A 14,914-nucleotide genomic window follows, 5' to 3' on the forward strand; every position below is an offset into this window, starting at 1 on the left:
CGCCCTATTCAAAAAATAAAAAAGTAATATTATCACAATTCGTAAACACGACAAATGTAGCTCCAATTGTTTCATAGAGCCTCGCTGGATATCGTTTATTCCTTGTAACAACAGTAATAGGTGCCTGAAAAGAAAAGCGAATGTGTTCTGTGAAAAAACTAACGATTGGAAGCTCATCCCCTAGTAAAATTACCTTCTTAATACACTCACAAATACTAGTAAAATCCTGCTCCTTACTACAACTATACGTCCAATCAAATCCACAATCCCTAACTTCAGCTGCTATCTCTTCATTTGCTGTAAAAATAATTAACTCATGTTGAAATGCTACTAAATTTCTTAAACTATTTACCTTGCTTTCTTCTCCAACACAAATAAGTGTTAGTTCCATGTACCTCATCCTCCTTAGCATAAAAGAACTCAAACATAGATTGATATTCCCCTATACTAATCAGATCGATGAAGTGATGTATCCATCATGGCACCGTCCTCTCTCAAGACGCTTACGAAGTTAGCTGTCGGATTCGGGCTTTGAGAGTAGCCCTACTTTCAAAATTGAAAGATTCACCCCGAGTGACACTGCACAAATTGGTTCCTCCGCTCCATATAATTGGACTCAGCGTATTACAAAAAATATATTCTGGCTGATATATTACTCCTGCATTTAGAAAAAGTAAACAGAAAAAAAGCCAGTTATACAACTGACTTTTTACTTACCTACACACTCGTTTTATTCACTTTATATGCAAAATGATTCGTCGGTCCATGACCACTTCCAATATGCAACGGCTCTTCAATTGCTATACTAATAAATCGTTTCGCTTCTTGAACTGCCTCTTCCATCGAGTAGCCTTTCGCAAGCCCTGCTGTAACTGCTGAAGCAAATGTACAGCCGCTTCCGTGTGTTTGCTTTGAAGGAATTCGCTCACTTCTAAATTCAATAAACTTTTCTCCATCAAAGAGTAAATCAATTACTTCATTACCTTGATATTCTGCATGTCCGCCCTTCATAAGTACATATTTCGCCCCTAATTCATGCAGTACTTTTGCAGCTCCTTTACTATGTTCAATGTTATGAATTTCCAGCCCCGTTAACACTTCTGCTTCTGGAACATTCGGCGTTACAACTGTTGCTACTGGTAATAAATATTCTTTTAATGCTTGTACTGCTTCTTCTTGTAATAATGATGCACCGCCCTTAGCAATCATAACAGGGTCTAGTACAATATTATTCCAGCCAAATTTATTAATATATTCTGCTACAATTTGAATAATTTCGCTACTAAATAACATTCCTAATTTCACAGCATCTGGTGTTAAATCCGTACCAATTGAATTCAACTGTTCCGTAATACCTTCTAACGAAACTGGATATACCCCTTGAACGCCAAGCGTGTTTTGAGCAGTAATTGCCGTAATAGCCGTCATTCCGTACACACCAAGCTCTTGGAATGTTTTTAAATCTGCTTGAATGCCGGCACCGCCACCGCTATCAGATCCTGCAATTGTTAAAGCTTTATTTACTTTCATCCCACTCATCCTTTTCTATCCAAAATAACGATGATAAACTGTTTTTGCTTCACTTATATCTTTCGTTCCATGTACAAGTACACGACCATCTTTAAAAGCAACTAATCTCTTTTCTTCCACAGAAAATGATAATAAATATGGATTTACATTTAAATCATTTACACGATCATGCAGCAGCTCTTTGTATCGTTCAAAATCCATTTCCTCTTTATGAGGTGGTCTAATTTGAACTGTATTTCTCCCGCATAAAACTGCTGTTTTCGATGTATTTTCTTTGTTTAAATAAGGATATAATGCATTCTCTCCACACGAAGGGCAATTATGTTTATGAAGCTTTTGCACATTCATACATGAATATTCATTCTTCCATACATCAAACGATACAAGTCCATCTCGAAGTGATTCGTAATCTTCCACTAACAGTTTAAGAGCTTCCGTTACTTGATGAGAAACGACGAGAGATACAGCAGGTGATATAATCCCCGCTGTATCACATGTCGCTCCGCCAAGCGGAATCGATTGTAATAAACAAGATAAACATGGCGTTTTACTAGGAAGGATTGTGTAAGAAAGACCATAACTTCCTACACATGCTCCGTAAATCCATGGAATAGCATATTTTTGTGCTATATCATTCACAATGAAACGCGTTTCGAAATTATCAGTTGCATCAATCATTACATCAACGTTTGTAACGAGTTCTTCTAACTCCTCAGCTGTTACATCTTGAACGAGCGCTTCTACTCTTACTTCACTATTAATCTCTTCTAGACGATTCTTTGCTGCTACAGCTTTCGGAAGATTATTTTTCACATCACTCTCTGCATACAATTGCTGCCTTTGTAAATTACTCCAATCGACATAATCCCGGTCAACAATCGTTACTGTACCAACACCAGCTCTTACAAACATTTCTGCATTTGCACTACCTAGTGCGCCTGCACCGATAATAAGCACATGCTTTTCCCTTATCTTTTGCTGTCCTTCTTCTCCAATTGGAGAAAATAGTTCTTGGCGAGAATATCGATTATTCAACTACGCTCATTCCTTCTAAAGGACTACTTGCCGTTGCACAACGTTTACGTGCAATACGACCTGCTTCAAAGCCTAAACGGCCTGCCTCAATACTTAATTTCATTGCTTGTGCCATTTTAATAGGATCTTTTGCTCCTGATACAGCTGTATTTAATAACACACCATCTGCTCCTAATTCCATCGCAAATGCCGCATCAGCCGGGCTACCGATACCAGCATCAACGATAACTGGTACTGTCGCTTGTTCAATAATAAAACTTAAATTTAATGGATTTACAATACCAAGCCCTGAACCGATTGGTGATGCTCCTGGCATAATCGCATGCACGCCAAGTTCTTGTAATTTACGTGCTAATACAACATCATCAGATGTGTACGGAAGTACGATAAATCCTTCTTCTAGTAACATTTCAGATGCCTTTAACGTCTCTACCGGATCAGGTAATAACGTTCTATCATCACCAATAACTTCTACCTTTATCATGTCGCAAAGCCCTGAAGCTTTTGCTAATTTTGCAATACGAACAGCTTCTTCAGCATTTTTTGCTCCGGCTGTATTCGGTAATAACGTATATTTTTTCACATCAAGTTTCTCTAATAAATTAGGTTGCTTTGCATCAAATATATCCATACGACGTACTGCGAACGTTAAAACTTCTGCCTCAGATACATCAATTGCCTTTTGCTGCACATCAAAATCAGGGAATTTTCCTGTTCCTAATAAAAGTCTAGAATGAAATGAAAATGGTCCAATGTTTAACATAATCAACCGCCTCCTACGAAAGTTACAATCTCAATTTGGTCTCCATCAAAAACAGATGTATCTGTATGATCATCTTTTTGTAAAATATCTTTATTACGCTCTACTACAACAATTCTGTTATCTAACTCTAAATGTGTAAGTAGCTCAGCTACTGTTTTCACACTCTCTGGCACTTCAATTTGATTACCATTAATTTTTAAATTCAAACTTCCATCCCCTTTCTAAACTGTTTTAGAAAGCAATAAATCTAGCAAGTGATTCTCCTGCTTTCCTTCTATTAAATCAGCCATATATTGACCAGAAACAGGACTTAATAAAATGCCGTTTCGATAATGGCCTGTGCAAGCATATAAACCTTTTATTTCTTCATGCTCTCCCATATAAGGAGCCTCATGATTCGACTGTGGTCTTAATCCGGCCCATGCGCTTTCCCATTCCGCTTCTTTTAATGCTGGCAATATTGTATACGCGCGCTCTAATATAGAAGTAATACTCTCTGGTTGCACAGTTTTATTGAATGTACGGGGCTTCATCGTTGCTCCAATTACGTAACGTCCGCCGCGCTTTGGTGCAATGTAAAACCTTTCTTGGAAAATAGGCGCCTTTAAAAGTGGTTTTCTACTTCTGACCGCTACTACTTCTCCTTTAACTGGATATGTACCCCATTCGCGGTGAAAATAACCTAGTAACTTCGTGCTCCATGAGCCACCCGCAATAACAACTTTTTCGCAAGTGATCATACCTTCGCTTGTCACAATTCCAGTCACTTTATTATTTTCAATACGGATATCAAATACTTCTGTTTGCTCATATATATCAGCACCCGAAAATGATGCGGAATGTGCGAATGCTTTCGTAAGCTCTGGTGCAATAACATGACCATCTTTCGGATAATATACAGCCCCTATAATTGACTCAGATAGATACGGCTCTTTCTCTCGCAAACGATCTCCCGCTAGGAAATAAGAATCTTCACCGGTTTTCTGCTGCCAATCCATAATGTGAAGAATTCTTTCCTTCTCATCTTCATTTTGAGCAATGCGATAAATGCCTTTCTCTTCATACCCAATATCGATGCCTGTTTTTTCGCGTAAAACTTCTGCAAGTTGTGGAAATATAGCACGGCTTTCTCTCGCAAGTTCAAATAGCGGGTCATATTCATCCCATTCTGCCTGCACCCCAAGTAAACCAGCGGCTGCTTTCGAGGCTTCAGATGCAATCTGTTGCTTCTCTACAATCGCTACTTTATGGCCTCTTTCTGCTAGAAAATGTGCAACTGAACTACCAATTACACCACCGCCAATTATCGCTACATCATACTTCTTACACATGTTTTTCCGCCCACTTTCTTATTGATTCCTTATAAGATTTCGCTTTGCTATACGGGTTACTACTACTTATAATCCCAGACATAACAGCAATACCACTGACGCCGTTAGTAAGAACATCTCCAGTGTTTTCCGGAGTGATTCCTCCAATTGCTGTAATCGGTATGGATAAACACTTTGCAATGTCTGAAATTTCTTCAAGCCCTCTCGCTGGCACACCTTTTTTACAATCTGTCGGAAATACATGACCATAGACGAGTGAATCCGCGCCATTCTTAAATGCATCAATCGCCTCTTCTAAAGAATGCACAGAATAACCGACATGCAAATAAGAAAACTTTTCTTTCACTGACCTTACATCAGCGCTTCGATATCCTAGCTGCACGCGCGGAATATTTAATAAAATAGCAATATCAATTCGATCATTTATCACTATTTTCGATGCTGGAAAGCCCTTCTTCAAAAGACTTTCCACACCTTCATACAATTCCTTCGTACTTTTCTCACGCTCACGAATATGCAAATAATCAATTTCACTTTCAATTTGCATCGCTACATTCACTAACTCTTCGAATGACATGTGACCATTTGAGATTACATGAAGCTCATTTTTCATATTCATTCGCCTACTTTAAAATGTTTTCGAATAACTCATCGGCCGGAACGATTTCTTTTGTCATTCCTTTATCTTTCAACCATTTATTTTGTTTCTCCCATGACTCTGTTGAATCTGATAAAAATGGCTCATCTTTCGTTTCCATCTTCTCTAATAAAATTTTCATACTTTCCTTTTCAACTTCTGGCACAAGTGGGAAGTTTTCTTTTTCTTGATGATTTAATAAAATATTCAATGCTTCATCTGGGTTTTTCTTCATAAAATCATAGCCTTTTTTCGTACCACGCAAGAAAGCTTGCAAAGCTTCTTTATCTTTTTTCAATGTTTTATCACCTGTTACAAATACGAGCTCATGATAATTCGGTACACCATAATCTGCTGGATTAAAGTATGCTGGTTCATGACCTTCATGACGCATAACAGGTACTTCGTGGTTAATATATGCTCCTGTTACCGCATCCACTTTTTTCGTAATTAATGCTGGTACTAAATCAAAACCAACATCGACTACTTTCACTGTATCTGGATTACCACCAGCTTCTTTTACCATCGTTTTTAAATACATCTCACTTAAAGGTGTTCCAGAATACCCAACTGTTTTACCCTCTAAATCTTTTGGCGATTGAATGCCTGCAGACTTCAGCGATACAACATGATTTAATGGTGAACGTACGACGGCTCCAATTGATTTCACTGGAATTTGTTCATTTGCTTTTGCCATGACAACATCTGGCTGATAATATAAGCCAACTGTTACTTTTCCTGCAGCTGCTAACGTTAATGGGTCAGTCGGATTAGAAGGGAATTTAATATTTACCTTTACTCCTTCTTCTTTAAAGTAACCTTTTTCAATTGCCGCATAAATAAAGCTATGTACCGCATTTGGGTACCAATCAAGCATGACCGTTATTTCTTTCTCTTTTTTATTCTTATCTGATGCTGAATTACTCGAACATCCAGCAATCATTGCAACTAATAATGTAAGCACAAAGATGCGTTTTAAAAATTTCATGAATGCTTCCTCCAACTAATGAATTTCTTTTCTAATACCGAAATAAGTACGACGAAGAAAATAGCTAATAATGATAACAATACAATGGGTGCAAATACACCTGCCCCGTCTAATTGCGTCATCATTCTCTTACTGAAATATCCTAGCCCCGCTTGTGCACCGAGCCATTCACCAATTGCCGCCCCAATTACACTAAGCGGTACTGCAATTTTTAAAGCTGAGAAAAAATAAGGAAGAGCAGACGGCAATTTTAATTTAAGAAAAACATCTTTTTTCGTTGCCCCATACGTAACTAAAAGCTCTTCCCATTCTTTTTTCGTACTGCGCAGTCCATCATACGTATTAACCGCAATTGGGAAAAACGTAATTAAAACCGTAACAACAACCTTACTCCAGATCGTATATCCAAACCATAAAACGAAAAGCGGAGCAAGCGCTGTAATAGGAATCGTTTGTGAGGCAACTAATAATGGATAAAATGCTCTCTCCATCCAATTACTCGCATTCATTAACATCGCTAGCCCTACCCCAAGTACGATAGAAATAGCCACCCCTATTAAAACGACATATAATGTTGCTGGCAAATGAACCGTAAATAATATGTCTTTTAGTTTCCATATCTTCATTACAATTGCAGACGGTGACGGTAAAATGTACATTTCATCTACAATTCTTGCGCCTACTTCCCAAAGGGCAAGTAAAATACTAGAAAGTGTAAGAGCAGGTAATAGCTCCTTCAACCGGTTCATCATACGAGTACCTGCCTTTGCAACATACTAAGAAGCTCATCTTTCAGCGCTAATACTTCCGGTTTATATAAATCTTTTCTTGTCCGATTATGATCAAGCGGTACAATCCTCTCGGTTAAAGTAGTTATCGGTTGCTGCTCTACCACTAAAATTCGATTAGAAAGAAACAATGCTTCTTCCACATCATGAGTGATAAATAAAATTGTTTTTTCCCACTCTTTCCATTGTTCAAACAACCATTCCTGCAAAGATGCCTTCGTTAAAGCATCCAACGCGCTAAACGGTTCATCTAAGAGCAATATCTCTCCGCCTGTTAATAAAGTTCGAATGAAAGATACGCGTTGCCTCATACCACCAGATAAATCTTTCGGATATTTTGTCTCATATCCTTGTAAACCAAATTTCTGTAACAGTTCCTTTGCCTTTATTTGTGCTTCTTTCTTCTGTACACCTTGGCACTCTAGCGGCAGGGCCGCATTCTCAATAATCGTTCTCCATGGCAGGAGCATATCTTTTTGGGGCATATACCCTACAGGGTGGCTCTTTGTTTCTGTCAGCTCTATCTGTCCCGTACTTGCTTCTTCCAAACCTGTAATAAGGCGAAATAAAGTACTTTTTCCGCAACCACTCGGTCCGATAATACTTACAAACTCTTTATCTTGTATAGAAGCATTTAATTCATTGATGATTGGCTTCTCATCATAATGAAAAGAAACATTATGAAACTGTAGTATGTTCTTGCTCCTCAAATCCCCACATCTCCTTACGATAGGACATATCCCAGAATAAATATTCAAATCGACTGGAATATAGGAAAATCTCCTCTAATCGGTCTAGCTCTTTTTCAGACTTTCCAACTGCCATTTCATTTAATAAATCGATTAACCAAATACAGAGGTTGCCGTACTCTTCAGAACTATATCCTTGAATCCACTCACCAAAAAATTCATGGTCCCTTGCTCCAGGAATATCATTTAAACGCTTTCCAATTTCCCAGTAGCTCCACATACACGGAAGAAGTGCTGCTATTAATTCTGCAAGTGTGCCATTTTGAGATACAGACATCATGTAATTTGTATAAGCTAAATTTTTAGCAGATGGCTTTGCAGACTCTATCTCCTCTATAGAAATTCCAAGTCTTTTTGCATACTGTTTATGGATTGTCATTTCTCCATTTAATATTCCATCAATTTGTTCAGCAAATTTTCCCATTACTTGTGGATTCGTTGCCTTTACAACGCCAATAGCATATAGCTTTGCATAATCTAGCAGATATAAATAATCTTGAATAATATAATACTGAAACTTATCTTTTTCTAACGTACCATCCCCCATACCTACAACAAATGGATGATTATGACTCATCTCCCAAACTGGTTGTACAGTTTCTAATAATCTATCGCAAAATTTCATTTCTCTATCCCCTTTCAATTTATATATCTAAATAAAAAACCACTTCTAAATAAGAAGTGGTTACAGCAAATAAAATTATAATTTATTCGTTGCTCCACTTCCCTTCGCTAGTATTATCTAGATCAGGTCTGTAAGGGTTAAGGATTATTCCTCTCTCAGCACAACAAGCACCCCTAGTGGTTTCAATATGAAATTTTCAAATAAAAAAGCCCCGTTTCTATACGCAAAGAAACGGGGACTCATTATTAGTGTCCGAATTGCTTCCCTACGCTAGCATAATCTAGATCAGGTAATAAAAAGGATCAAAGACTTAAGGTCTTACTCTCAGCTGGCAACACCAGCTCTCCTAGCAAACTATAAAATTATCACTGTCAGTATAACACCGTAATAAGACATCATCAACTGTTTTAATTTTCCCAATTGTCAACAAAATAACAAAACCATATAATACTTATATTCTATCTTAGAAATTATTATCCTAATGAATTGGATAAAAAGGAATCATTATCCTCAAAAAATTTATTTTTATATTGATTTCATATTACATTTATGTGAATACACCCACTATATTATATCTTTATACTATAATAAAATTACAACTATACAACTAGAGGAGGTCTCTATTATATGAATATGAAAGCTACTGCTTTAACAGCAACTACTGTCGCAATTGCTTCTTTACTTCCTTCTATGGGAGAAACAAATGTACAAACAGCCAACGCTGAACAATTATCTAATGTGAAAACTGGATATGTCAAAGTCGATCAAGTAGCCTTACATACAAAAGATAACACAAATAGCTCAGCAATTGATACAATTCGCTTTAATACGAAAGTGAATATACTTGAAACAACTAATGACTGGTATAAAGTATCTGTTGATAATAAAGTAGGTTACGTACAAAAAGATTCTATTCTACTAAAAAACAAACTTCAATCTAATAATCAATATATCGTCAATGCCAATGCATTAAACGTTCGTTCTGAACCTGATTTAGAATCTTCAATTTTAGATGTATTACCAAATGGAAAATTCGTTACCATTCAAGAAGAACAAGGCGAGTGGTATAAAATTTTACATAATGGCAAAACAGGTTACGTACAAAAAGCATTCGTATCTAATGGTTCACAGCCTTTAGTAAAAGGCATCACAGTTCAAAATAATACGAAATACACAGTTGCAACACCTAAGCTTAATGTACGTAGCAACGCTAGTACAAGTAGCGCACTACTTGGTTCATTGCAAAATGGTACACAATTACAAGTAGTGGAAACTGTAGGAACTTGGTATAAAATTCGTTTTGGCACAGGATACGGATATGTGGCAAAGCATTATGTGGTGCAAAATCAAACGCAATCACAAGCTCAAACGACTCAACCTACTTCCATTCCAGCAGTTTTCAAATTCCCTACTCAAGGAAGAATTAGCTCAACCTTTGATATACGCTGGGAACAAATGCATTATGGTATAGATATTGCAGCTCAGGGTAATGTCTCTATCCAGGCGGCGGCTGCAGGTAAAGTCGTGAAATCATATTATTCAGCTAGCTATGGCAATGTTGTGTTCATCGCCCATCAAATAAACGGAAAATTATATACAACAGTCTATGCTCACATGAAAGATCGCACTGTACAAGCTGGTGATCAAGTACAAGCTGGACAATTAGTAGGTCATATGGGAAACACAGGTCATTCATACGGGCAACATCTTCATTTTGAATTACACAATGGAGAATGGAATTTTGAAAAAACAAATGCAGTAAACCCACTGCCATATTTAGTTAGGTAAATTGTATGCCACGCAATATCAATATACCTCTCTTAATTGAATACTTAGCCTTTTTAGGCTTAATCTGTTGCTTAGTAATTTATAATACAAATACTGTATTTTTATCTATTATCATTGCTTTTGTTGCTTTAGAAATTATGATGGAAGCTTTTCAAGTTCAACTAAAACAAAAAATTGCCCATATTTATAATGCCATTTTTCTATTAAGTGCTTTAATAACAAATATTATTAGTAATGGTTTTTATTTATCTACCGTATTTCCCGTATTTTTTATGGCTGTTTTATTATTCATAGCTAGATACATTCATGTCCCTAATAACAAAAAACACGAACAAGAAGCTTAGAAAGAGGAGACACTGTGTACCAATCTTTCAAAGATAATCCGATAAAATATATATTGAATTTATACAAAAAAACAAATACTTTTTTTGGTATACAAGGAAGCTATACGGCACAATTTCTCCTTTATGGAATGTTATTTCTCGTCTTAATTACATTCTCCTTGCTTTACTAATAAAAAAAGGATCTCACAATTGAGATCCTTTTTAATTTATATAGAAAGTGCCCTTTATCCACAAGCATATTTTTCATAAATAAAGCTAAGATTATATTTTTTCTCTAAGCTCATTCTTTGTTCATCATCACACCAATAGAACAGAATATCATGAATCGTTGCATAACGCTTATTTTTAAGAAACAGTTTAAAGAAAGATGGTAAACAGTCATGTAATTGTATAAATATATAATTGCGTAATATTTCTTCTTTATATTTAATGCCCTTACAAATATACAATAATTCTTCACAATAATATGCATGTTGTGGAACTTGGATCATTTCAAAAAATGGCACATATGATAATAACTTTCCAATAAAATGATCATATCGATCCATTATCCCTATCGTCATATGCTCCATCATATCTTTCATTACATATAAATAATCATCTACATGAGTAGTCTTGAGTGGGTCTAATCGATCTGAAATTTGAGAAAGTACAGCCCTTTGGCAAGCTAACACCGCTTGACTAGGTCCATAATATGATAGAAAGTCTGTACACTTACGATACTTTCGTAATAAATCATATGTATATAAGTCATAAACAAAAGTATTACAATACATCGCTAAACTCATCATATCACTATTTAATTGCTCTTTTGATAGTGACTTAGCTCTCTTACACATATAAAAAAATGTAAATTCTAATACTTCTTTATGGGATAATAAATGTTTACAGTCTGTTATACATTTCTCATTAAATTTAACTCTATCCCAAATTTCTACATCTCCATCAGTTAATTCACCAATACGATATTTAATTATTAAATAGTTTAAAGCAACCGCCTGCGTCAAAAGATCCCACGTTTCATATTCCAATGAAGTATGAACAAACTCAGCTAGCCCTTGAGTTACCATAAAAGTATTCGCTTCTTCATACCAACCAATTTCTTGGCATAAGCGAAGAATACGTACTAAAGTTGGAATTTCGTCTTTATGAAATTGCGGTAAATTCTTTGCTTTATTCATTCCATATACGATAAATGCCGCTAAATTTTCTTCTTTATAAAATTCTTTTTCTTTCCACACTAATATAGTTCGTTCTTTCCCTTCACCTTTTGGATGACAAGGTACAAGCAAAGAAAATAATTCAGCGAAATTATTTGGTTCTATATATGTATCTGTAACCAAATTCCAATTTGGATCGCGCTGTACAGCCTTCATATAATTCCCCTTCCCTTTTATCTACATAGGAAATATTAATCCATTATCACATCATTAACAATAAATATTGTTATATTCGAAATCAATCATAATACTTATATCTATCAGTATATCATTTTTTCTCTTATTTATAATTAGGAATGACAAATTTAAATAAACTGTCGAAATTACTAACTGTATACTTATTATATAATGGCTCAGATACATCATGCTAACATATTAGCTTAACCCTATATACTAGAATAATGTATCTGATTTTTATACGTAACGTATTACACTAATTAAAGTCTCACTTCATTCCGTATGCTCTGATATTTCACTTAAAGCAAATCCCGCTTGATCATCTGCCGATTCTTTTATAGCTAAATCTCCTAGTGCTAACATCCCAACGAGTTGACCACTCTCAACTACTGGCAATCGTCTAATTTGATACTGTGCCATTAACTCTGTAGCCTTTTCAATAGGATCATCTGGAGAAACTGAAACAATGTTTTTTGTCATTACATTTGTAATTTTATTAGATCCAGGATGTTTTTCAGCAATCCCTCGAACAACTAAATCTCGGTCCGTAACAAGACCAACAACTTGTTCATTTTCAACAACCGGGATCAATCCAATCGATTCTTCTTTCATCTTTACAGCAGCTTCATATACATTGTCTAACGGTGTACACTGTACAATATGAGTGCTCATCAAGTCTCTCACTCGTGTCATTTGTATCTCCTCCTTTTTATACATACCATAGCTTTTCCTAAATCCCTTTATTTATTTCAGGAAAATCAGTTGATAAAGGAGAATGAACGCACAATAAAAAAGAGTCAGCAATATGCTGACTCTTTTTTTATGACCCGTACGGGATTCGAACCCGTGTTACCGCCGTGAAAGGGCGGTGTCTTAACCACTTGACCAACGGGCCATGGCTCCGCAGGTAGGACTCGAACCTACGACCGATCGGTTAACAGCCGATAGCTCTACCACTGAGCTACTGCGGAATAATATATGGTGGGCCTAAATGGACTCGAACCATCGACCTCACGCTTATCAGGCGTGCGCTCTAACCAGCTGAGCTATAGGCCCATATACTTTACAGGGGCAGTAGGAATCGAACCCACACTGGAGGTTTTGGAGACCTCAGTTCTACCTTTAAACTATGCCCCTAAAGGATGCCGACTAGAGGACTTGAACCCCCAACCTACTGATTACAAGTCAGTTGCTCTACCAATTGAGCTAAGTCGGCATAAAAAAATGGTGGCTCGGGACGGAATCGAACCGCCGACACGAGGATTTTCAGTCCTCTGCTCTACCGACTGAGCTACCGAGCCAAACATAAATGGCGGTCCCGACCGGGGTCGAACCGGCGATCTCCTGCGTGACAGGCAGGCATGTTAACCACTACACCACGGGACCATTTGGTTGCGGGGACAGGATTTGAACCTGCGACCTTCGGGTTATGAGCCCGACGAGCTACCGTGCTGCTCCACCCCGCGATGATAAAATATTTACTTTATAAAAAATGGAGGAGGTAGAGGGATTCGAACCCCCGCGCGACTCTCGCCGCCTGTCGGTTTTCAAGACCGATCCCTTCAGCCGAACTTGGGTATACCTCCATGAAGGAAAAAATATTTTATTATTTATGTCTAAACCATTTTAAAAGAAAATGGAGGAGGTAGAGGGATTCGAACCCCCGCGCGATTCTCACCGCCTGTCGGTTTTCAAGACCGATCCCTTCAGCCGAACTTGGGTATACCTCCGAGACATATAATAAATAAAGTGGAGCCTAGCGGGATCGAACCGCTGACCTCCTGCGTGCAAGGCAGGCGCTCTCCCAGCTGAGCTAAGGCCCCATGTTTTTGGGAATATCGGGAAGACAGGATTTGAACCTGCGACCCCCTGGTCCCAAACCAGGTGCTCTACCAAGCTGAGCCACTTCCCGTTATTAAAAGCGCGCCCGAGAGGAGTCGAACCCCTAACCTCTTGATCCGTAGTCAAACGCTCTATCCAATTGAGCTACGGGCGCATATGGTGCCGAGGGCGGGGGTCGAACCCGCACGGTGGTCACCCACCGCAGGATTTTAAGTCCTGTGCGTCTGCCTGTTCCGCCACCCCGGCATGTCATATTGAAAATTGGAGCGGAAGACGGGATTCGAACCCGCGACCCCAACCTTGGCAAGGTTGTATTCTACCACTGAACTACTTCCGCAAGACATGTATGAGTTATTTTATTAAAAGTGCGGGTGAAGGGAGTCGAACCCCCACGCCAAAGGCGCTAGATCCTAAGTCTAGTGCGTCTGCCAATTCCGCCACACCCGCATATTTTGTTAAAATGGTGAGCCATGAAGGACTCGAACCTTCGACCCTCTGATTAAAAGTCAGATGCTCTACCAACTGAGCTAATGGCTCTTAATGGCTGGGCTAGCTGGATTCGAACCAGCGCATGACGGAGTCAAAGTCCGTTGCCTTACCGCTTGGCTATAGCCCATTAATTAAGAATGGTGGAGGGGGGCAGATTCGAACTGCCGAACCCGAAGGAGCGGATTTACAGTCCGCCGCGTTTAGCCACTTCGCTACCCCTCCGACATATATGGTGGAGGATGACGGGATCGAACCGCCGACCCCCTGCTTGTAAGGCAGGTGCTCTCCCAGCTGAGCTAATCCTCCATTTTGCCTGGCAACGTCCTACTCTCACAGGGACAAGGTCCCAACTACCATCGGCGCTAGAGAGCTTAACTTCCGTGTTCGGTATGGGAACGGGTGTGACCTCTCTGCCATCATTACCAGACTGTATTCATTTAAGACAAGAATTATTTTAACTTATTTAACTTTGAAAGTCAACAAGTTTTTTATATTCTTTCAAAACTAGATAACATTTGCTACATATTATATGGTTAAGTCCTCGATCTATTAGTATTCGTCAGCTCCACATGTCACCATGCTTCCACCTCGAACCTATCAACCTGATC

Annotated in this window: 15 protein-coding genes, 20 tRNA genes, 1 rRNA gene and 3 riboswitches; of the genes, 2 read left to right on the forward strand and 34 right to left on the reverse strand. The window is 38.1% G+C overall.

The genetic code is table 11. From position 1 onward, the window contains the following. Positions 1-4: 4 nt before the first annotated feature. The 11 genes from ACTFNE_RS22360 to tenA form a co-directional block, all read right to left on the reverse strand. Positions 5-391 (reverse strand): hypothetical protein, encoded by a 387-nt coding sequence (locus ACTFNE_RS22360; protein WP_046198886.1) that lies wholly within the window; start codon positions 389-391, stop codon positions 5-7. Between the two features lie 93 nt (positions 392-484). Next, positions 485-632: riboswitch (cyclic di-AMP (ydaO/yuaA leader) on the reverse strand. An 85-nt stretch (positions 633-717) separates the two neighbouring features. Then, positions 718-1,530 (reverse strand): bifunctional hydroxymethylpyrimidine kinase/phosphomethylpyrimidine kinase, encoded by an 813-nt coding sequence (gene thiD / locus ACTFNE_RS22365; protein ID WP_270705355.1) that lies wholly within the window; start codon positions 1,528-1,530, stop codon positions 718-720. Positions 1,531-1,545: 15 nt separating this feature from the next. After that, complete coding sequence (thiF, locus tag ACTFNE_RS22370) at positions 1,546-2,565, reverse strand: thiazole biosynthesis adenylyltransferase ThiF (protein ID WP_270705356.1); 1,020 nt, start codon at positions 2,563-2,565, stop codon at positions 1,546-1,548. Further along, positions 2,558-3,328 (reverse strand): thiazole synthase, encoded by a 771-nt coding sequence (gene thiG, locus ACTFNE_RS22375; protein ID WP_000931995.1) that lies wholly within the window; start codon positions 3,326-3,328, stop codon positions 2,558-2,560. The genes thiF and thiG overlap by 8 nt, the downstream gene beginning before the upstream one ends. A 2-nt stretch (positions 3,329-3,330) precedes the next feature. After that, a complete protein-coding gene (gene thiS / locus ACTFNE_RS22380; RefSeq protein WP_001049505.1) occupies positions 3,331-3,534 on the reverse strand; it encodes a sulfur carrier protein ThiS in 204 nt (67 codons plus the stop codon). 15 nt (positions 3,535-3,549) lie between these two features. Further along, positions 3,550-4,659, reverse strand: coding sequence for a glycine oxidase ThiO (gene thiO / locus ACTFNE_RS22385; RefSeq protein ID WP_046198889.1), 1,110 nt, complete (start codon positions 4,657-4,659; stop codon positions 3,550-3,552). Beyond that, positions 4,652-5,272: a thiazole tautomerase TenI gene (tenI, locus tag ACTFNE_RS22390; protein ID WP_000787179.1), complete on the reverse strand. Its 621-nt coding sequence runs from the start codon at positions 5,270-5,272 to the stop codon at positions 4,652-4,654. Before tenI ends, thiO begins: the two co-directional genes overlap by 8 nt. Before the next feature lie 10 nt (positions 5,273-5,282). After that, entirely contained in the window at positions 5,283-6,284 is a 1,002-nt protein-coding gene (locus ACTFNE_RS22395) for an ABC transporter substrate-binding protein (protein WP_046198890.1), read from the reverse strand. Then, the gene (locus tag ACTFNE_RS22400; RefSeq protein ID WP_044790963.1) at positions 6,281-7,033 is read right to left on the reverse strand and encodes an ABC transporter permease; all 753 of its coding nucleotides are present in this window, start codon (positions 7,031-7,033) and stop codon (positions 6,281-6,283) included. The genes ACTFNE_RS22395 and ACTFNE_RS22400 overlap by 4 nt, the downstream gene beginning before the upstream one ends. After that, entirely contained in the window at positions 7,033-7,782 is a 750-nt protein-coding gene (locus ACTFNE_RS22405; protein ID WP_074540828.1) for an ABC transporter ATP-binding protein, read from the reverse strand. Before ACTFNE_RS22405 ends, ACTFNE_RS22400 begins: the two co-directional genes overlap by 1 nt. After that, positions 7,751-8,446, reverse strand: coding sequence for a thiaminase II (gene tenA / locus ACTFNE_RS22410; RefSeq protein ID WP_000666826.1), 696 nt, complete (start codon positions 8,444-8,446; stop codon positions 7,751-7,753). Before tenA ends, ACTFNE_RS22405 begins: the two co-directional genes overlap by 32 nt. 82 nt (positions 8,447-8,528) lie before the next feature. Further along, a riboswitch (TPP riboswitch) is annotated at positions 8,529-8,631 on the reverse strand. Positions 8,632-8,691: 60 nt separating this feature from the next. Then, positions 8,692-8,804: riboswitch (TPP riboswitch) on the reverse strand. 269 nt (positions 8,805-9,073) lie between these two features. Here tenA and ACTFNE_RS22415 point away from each other — a divergent pair. Beyond that, the gene (locus ACTFNE_RS22415) at positions 9,074-10,234 is read left to right on the forward strand and encodes an SH3 domain-containing protein (RefSeq protein ID WP_001056065.1); all 1,161 of its coding nucleotides are present in this window, start codon (positions 9,074-9,076) and stop codon (positions 10,232-10,234) included. 5 nt (positions 10,235-10,239) lie between these two features. After that, positions 10,240-10,578: a hypothetical protein gene (locus tag ACTFNE_RS22420; protein WP_001137811.1), complete on the forward strand. Its 339-nt coding sequence runs from the start codon at positions 10,240-10,242 to the stop codon at positions 10,576-10,578. 224 nt (positions 10,579-10,802) lie between these two features. On the opposite strand, the gene ACTFNE_RS22425 is transcribed toward ACTFNE_RS22420, so the two are convergent. The 23 genes from ACTFNE_RS22425 to rrf form a co-directional block, all read right to left on the reverse strand. Further along, positions 10,803-11,954 carry a DUF3965 domain-containing protein gene (locus ACTFNE_RS22425; RefSeq protein ID WP_000648924.1) on the reverse strand — a complete coding sequence of 384 codons (1,152 nt, stop codon included), beginning with the start codon at positions 11,952-11,954 and terminating at the stop codon, positions 10,803-10,805. Between the two features lie 294 nt (positions 11,955-12,248). Then, on the reverse strand, positions 12,249-12,668 hold the full coding sequence (locus ACTFNE_RS22430) for a CBS domain-containing protein (protein WP_000199015.1): 420 nt from the start codon (positions 12,666-12,668) through the stop codon (positions 12,249-12,251). A 130-nt stretch (positions 12,669-12,798) separates the two neighbouring features. Next, positions 12,799-12,870: transfer RNA gene (locus ACTFNE_RS22435), tRNA-Glu, on the reverse strand. A gap of 1 nt (position 12,871) precedes the next feature. Then, positions 12,872-12,946, reverse strand: a tRNA-Asn gene (locus ACTFNE_RS22440). Positions 12,947-12,954: 8 nt separating this feature from the next. Then, positions 12,955-13,031, reverse strand: a tRNA-Ile gene (locus ACTFNE_RS22445). 10 nt (positions 13,032-13,041) lie between these two features. Continuing rightward, positions 13,042-13,112: transfer RNA gene (locus ACTFNE_RS22450), tRNA-Trp, on the reverse strand. Positions 13,113-13,118: 6 nt separating this feature from the next. Then, positions 13,119-13,191, reverse strand: a tRNA-Thr gene (locus ACTFNE_RS22455). A 9-nt stretch (positions 13,192-13,200) separates the two neighbouring features. Beyond that, a tRNA-Phe gene (locus ACTFNE_RS22460) sits at positions 13,201-13,276 on the reverse strand. Positions 13,277-13,285: 9 nt separating this feature from the next. After that, positions 13,286-13,361: transfer RNA gene (locus tag ACTFNE_RS22465), tRNA-Asp, on the reverse strand. A 3-nt stretch (positions 13,362-13,364) separates the two neighbouring features. Beyond that, positions 13,365-13,441, reverse strand: a tRNA-Met gene (locus ACTFNE_RS22470). Between the two features lie 27 nt (positions 13,442-13,468). After that, a tRNA-Ser gene (locus ACTFNE_RS22475) sits at positions 13,469-13,561 on the reverse strand. A gap of 51 nt (positions 13,562-13,612) precedes the next feature. Continuing rightward, positions 13,613-13,705 (reverse strand) — tRNA-Ser (locus tag ACTFNE_RS22480). 20 nt (positions 13,706-13,725) lie between these two features. Beyond that, positions 13,726-13,798 (reverse strand) — tRNA-Ala (locus ACTFNE_RS22485). A 15-nt stretch (positions 13,799-13,813) separates the two neighbouring features. Further along, positions 13,814-13,887 (reverse strand) — tRNA-Pro (locus tag ACTFNE_RS22490). Between the two features lie 10 nt (positions 13,888-13,897). After that, positions 13,898-13,971, reverse strand: a tRNA-Arg gene (locus ACTFNE_RS22495). Between the two features lie 3 nt (positions 13,972-13,974). After that, a tRNA-Leu gene (locus ACTFNE_RS22500) sits at positions 13,975-14,063 on the reverse strand. 16 nt (positions 14,064-14,079) lie between these two features. Then, positions 14,080-14,154, reverse strand: a tRNA-Gly gene (locus tag ACTFNE_RS22505). A 29-nt stretch (positions 14,155-14,183) separates the two neighbouring features. After that, a tRNA-Leu gene (locus ACTFNE_RS22510) sits at positions 14,184-14,264 on the reverse strand. Between the two features lie 14 nt (positions 14,265-14,278). Beyond that, positions 14,279-14,354 (reverse strand) — tRNA-Lys (locus ACTFNE_RS22515). 4 nt (positions 14,355-14,358) lie between these two features. Continuing rightward, positions 14,359-14,433, reverse strand: a tRNA-Gln gene (locus ACTFNE_RS22520). Positions 14,434-14,444: 11 nt separating this feature from the next. Next, a tRNA-Tyr gene (locus ACTFNE_RS22525) sits at positions 14,445-14,528 on the reverse strand. Between the two features lie 8 nt (positions 14,529-14,536). After that, positions 14,537-14,612: transfer RNA gene (locus ACTFNE_RS22530), tRNA-Val, on the reverse strand. A 5-nt stretch (positions 14,613-14,617) separates the two neighbouring features. After that, positions 14,618-14,733 (reverse strand): 5S ribosomal RNA (gene rrf, locus ACTFNE_RS22535). Positions 14,734-14,914 lie beyond the last annotated feature (181 nt).

The organism is Bacillus cereus group sp. MYBKT111-2 (assembly GCF_051915205.1).
GTDB classification, from domain to species: Bacteria; Bacillota; Bacilli; order Bacillales; family Bacillaceae_G; genus Bacillus_A; species Bacillus_A paranthracis.

What these genes read in the sequence shown, in the direction of transcription:
- ACTFNE_RS22415 (WP_001056065.1), top strand. Translation starts at nt 9,074, where the DNA reads ATGAATATGAAAGCTACTGCTTTAACAGCAACTACTGTCGCAATTGCT.
- thiO (WP_046198889.1), bottom strand. Translation starts at nt 4,659, where the DNA reads ATGTGTAAGAAGTATGATGTAGCGATAATTGGCGGTGGTGTAATTGGT.
- tenA (WP_000666826.1), bottom strand. Translation starts at nt 8,446, where the DNA reads ATGAAATTTTGCGATAGATTATTAGAAACTGTACAACCAGTTTGGGAG.
- tenI (WP_000787179.1), bottom strand. Translation starts at nt 5,272, where the DNA reads ATGAAAAATGAGCTTCATGTAATCTCAAATGGTCACATGTCATTCGAA.
- ACTFNE_RS22400 (WP_044790963.1), bottom strand. Translation starts at nt 7,033, where the DNA reads ATGAACCGGTTGAAGGAGCTATTACCTGCTCTTACACTTTCTAGTATT.
- thiG (WP_000931995.1), bottom strand. Translation starts at nt 3,328, where the DNA reads ATGTTAAACATTGGACCATTTTCATTTCATTCTAGACTTTTATTAGGA.
- ACTFNE_RS22430 (WP_000199015.1), bottom strand. Translation starts at nt 12,668, where the DNA reads ATGACACGAGTGAGAGACTTGATGAGCACTCATATTGTACAGTGTACA.
- thiD (WP_270705355.1), bottom strand. Translation starts at nt 1,530, where the DNA reads ATGAAAGTAAATAAAGCTTTAACAATTGCAGGATCTGATAGCGGTGGC.
- ACTFNE_RS22425 (WP_000648924.1), bottom strand. Translation starts at nt 11,954, where the DNA reads ATGAAGGCTGTACAGCGCGATCCAAATTGGAATTTGGTTACAGATACA.
- ACTFNE_RS22360 (WP_046198886.1), bottom strand. Translation starts at nt 391, where the DNA reads ATGGAACTAACACTTATTTGTGTTGGAGAAGAAAGCAAGGTAAATAGT.
- ACTFNE_RS22395 (WP_046198890.1), bottom strand. Translation starts at nt 6,284, where the DNA reads ATGAAATTTTTAAAACGCATCTTTGTGCTTACATTATTAGTTGCAATG.
- ACTFNE_RS22420 (WP_001137811.1), top strand. Translation starts at nt 10,240, where the DNA reads ATGCCACGCAATATCAATATACCTCTCTTAATTGAATACTTAGCCTTT.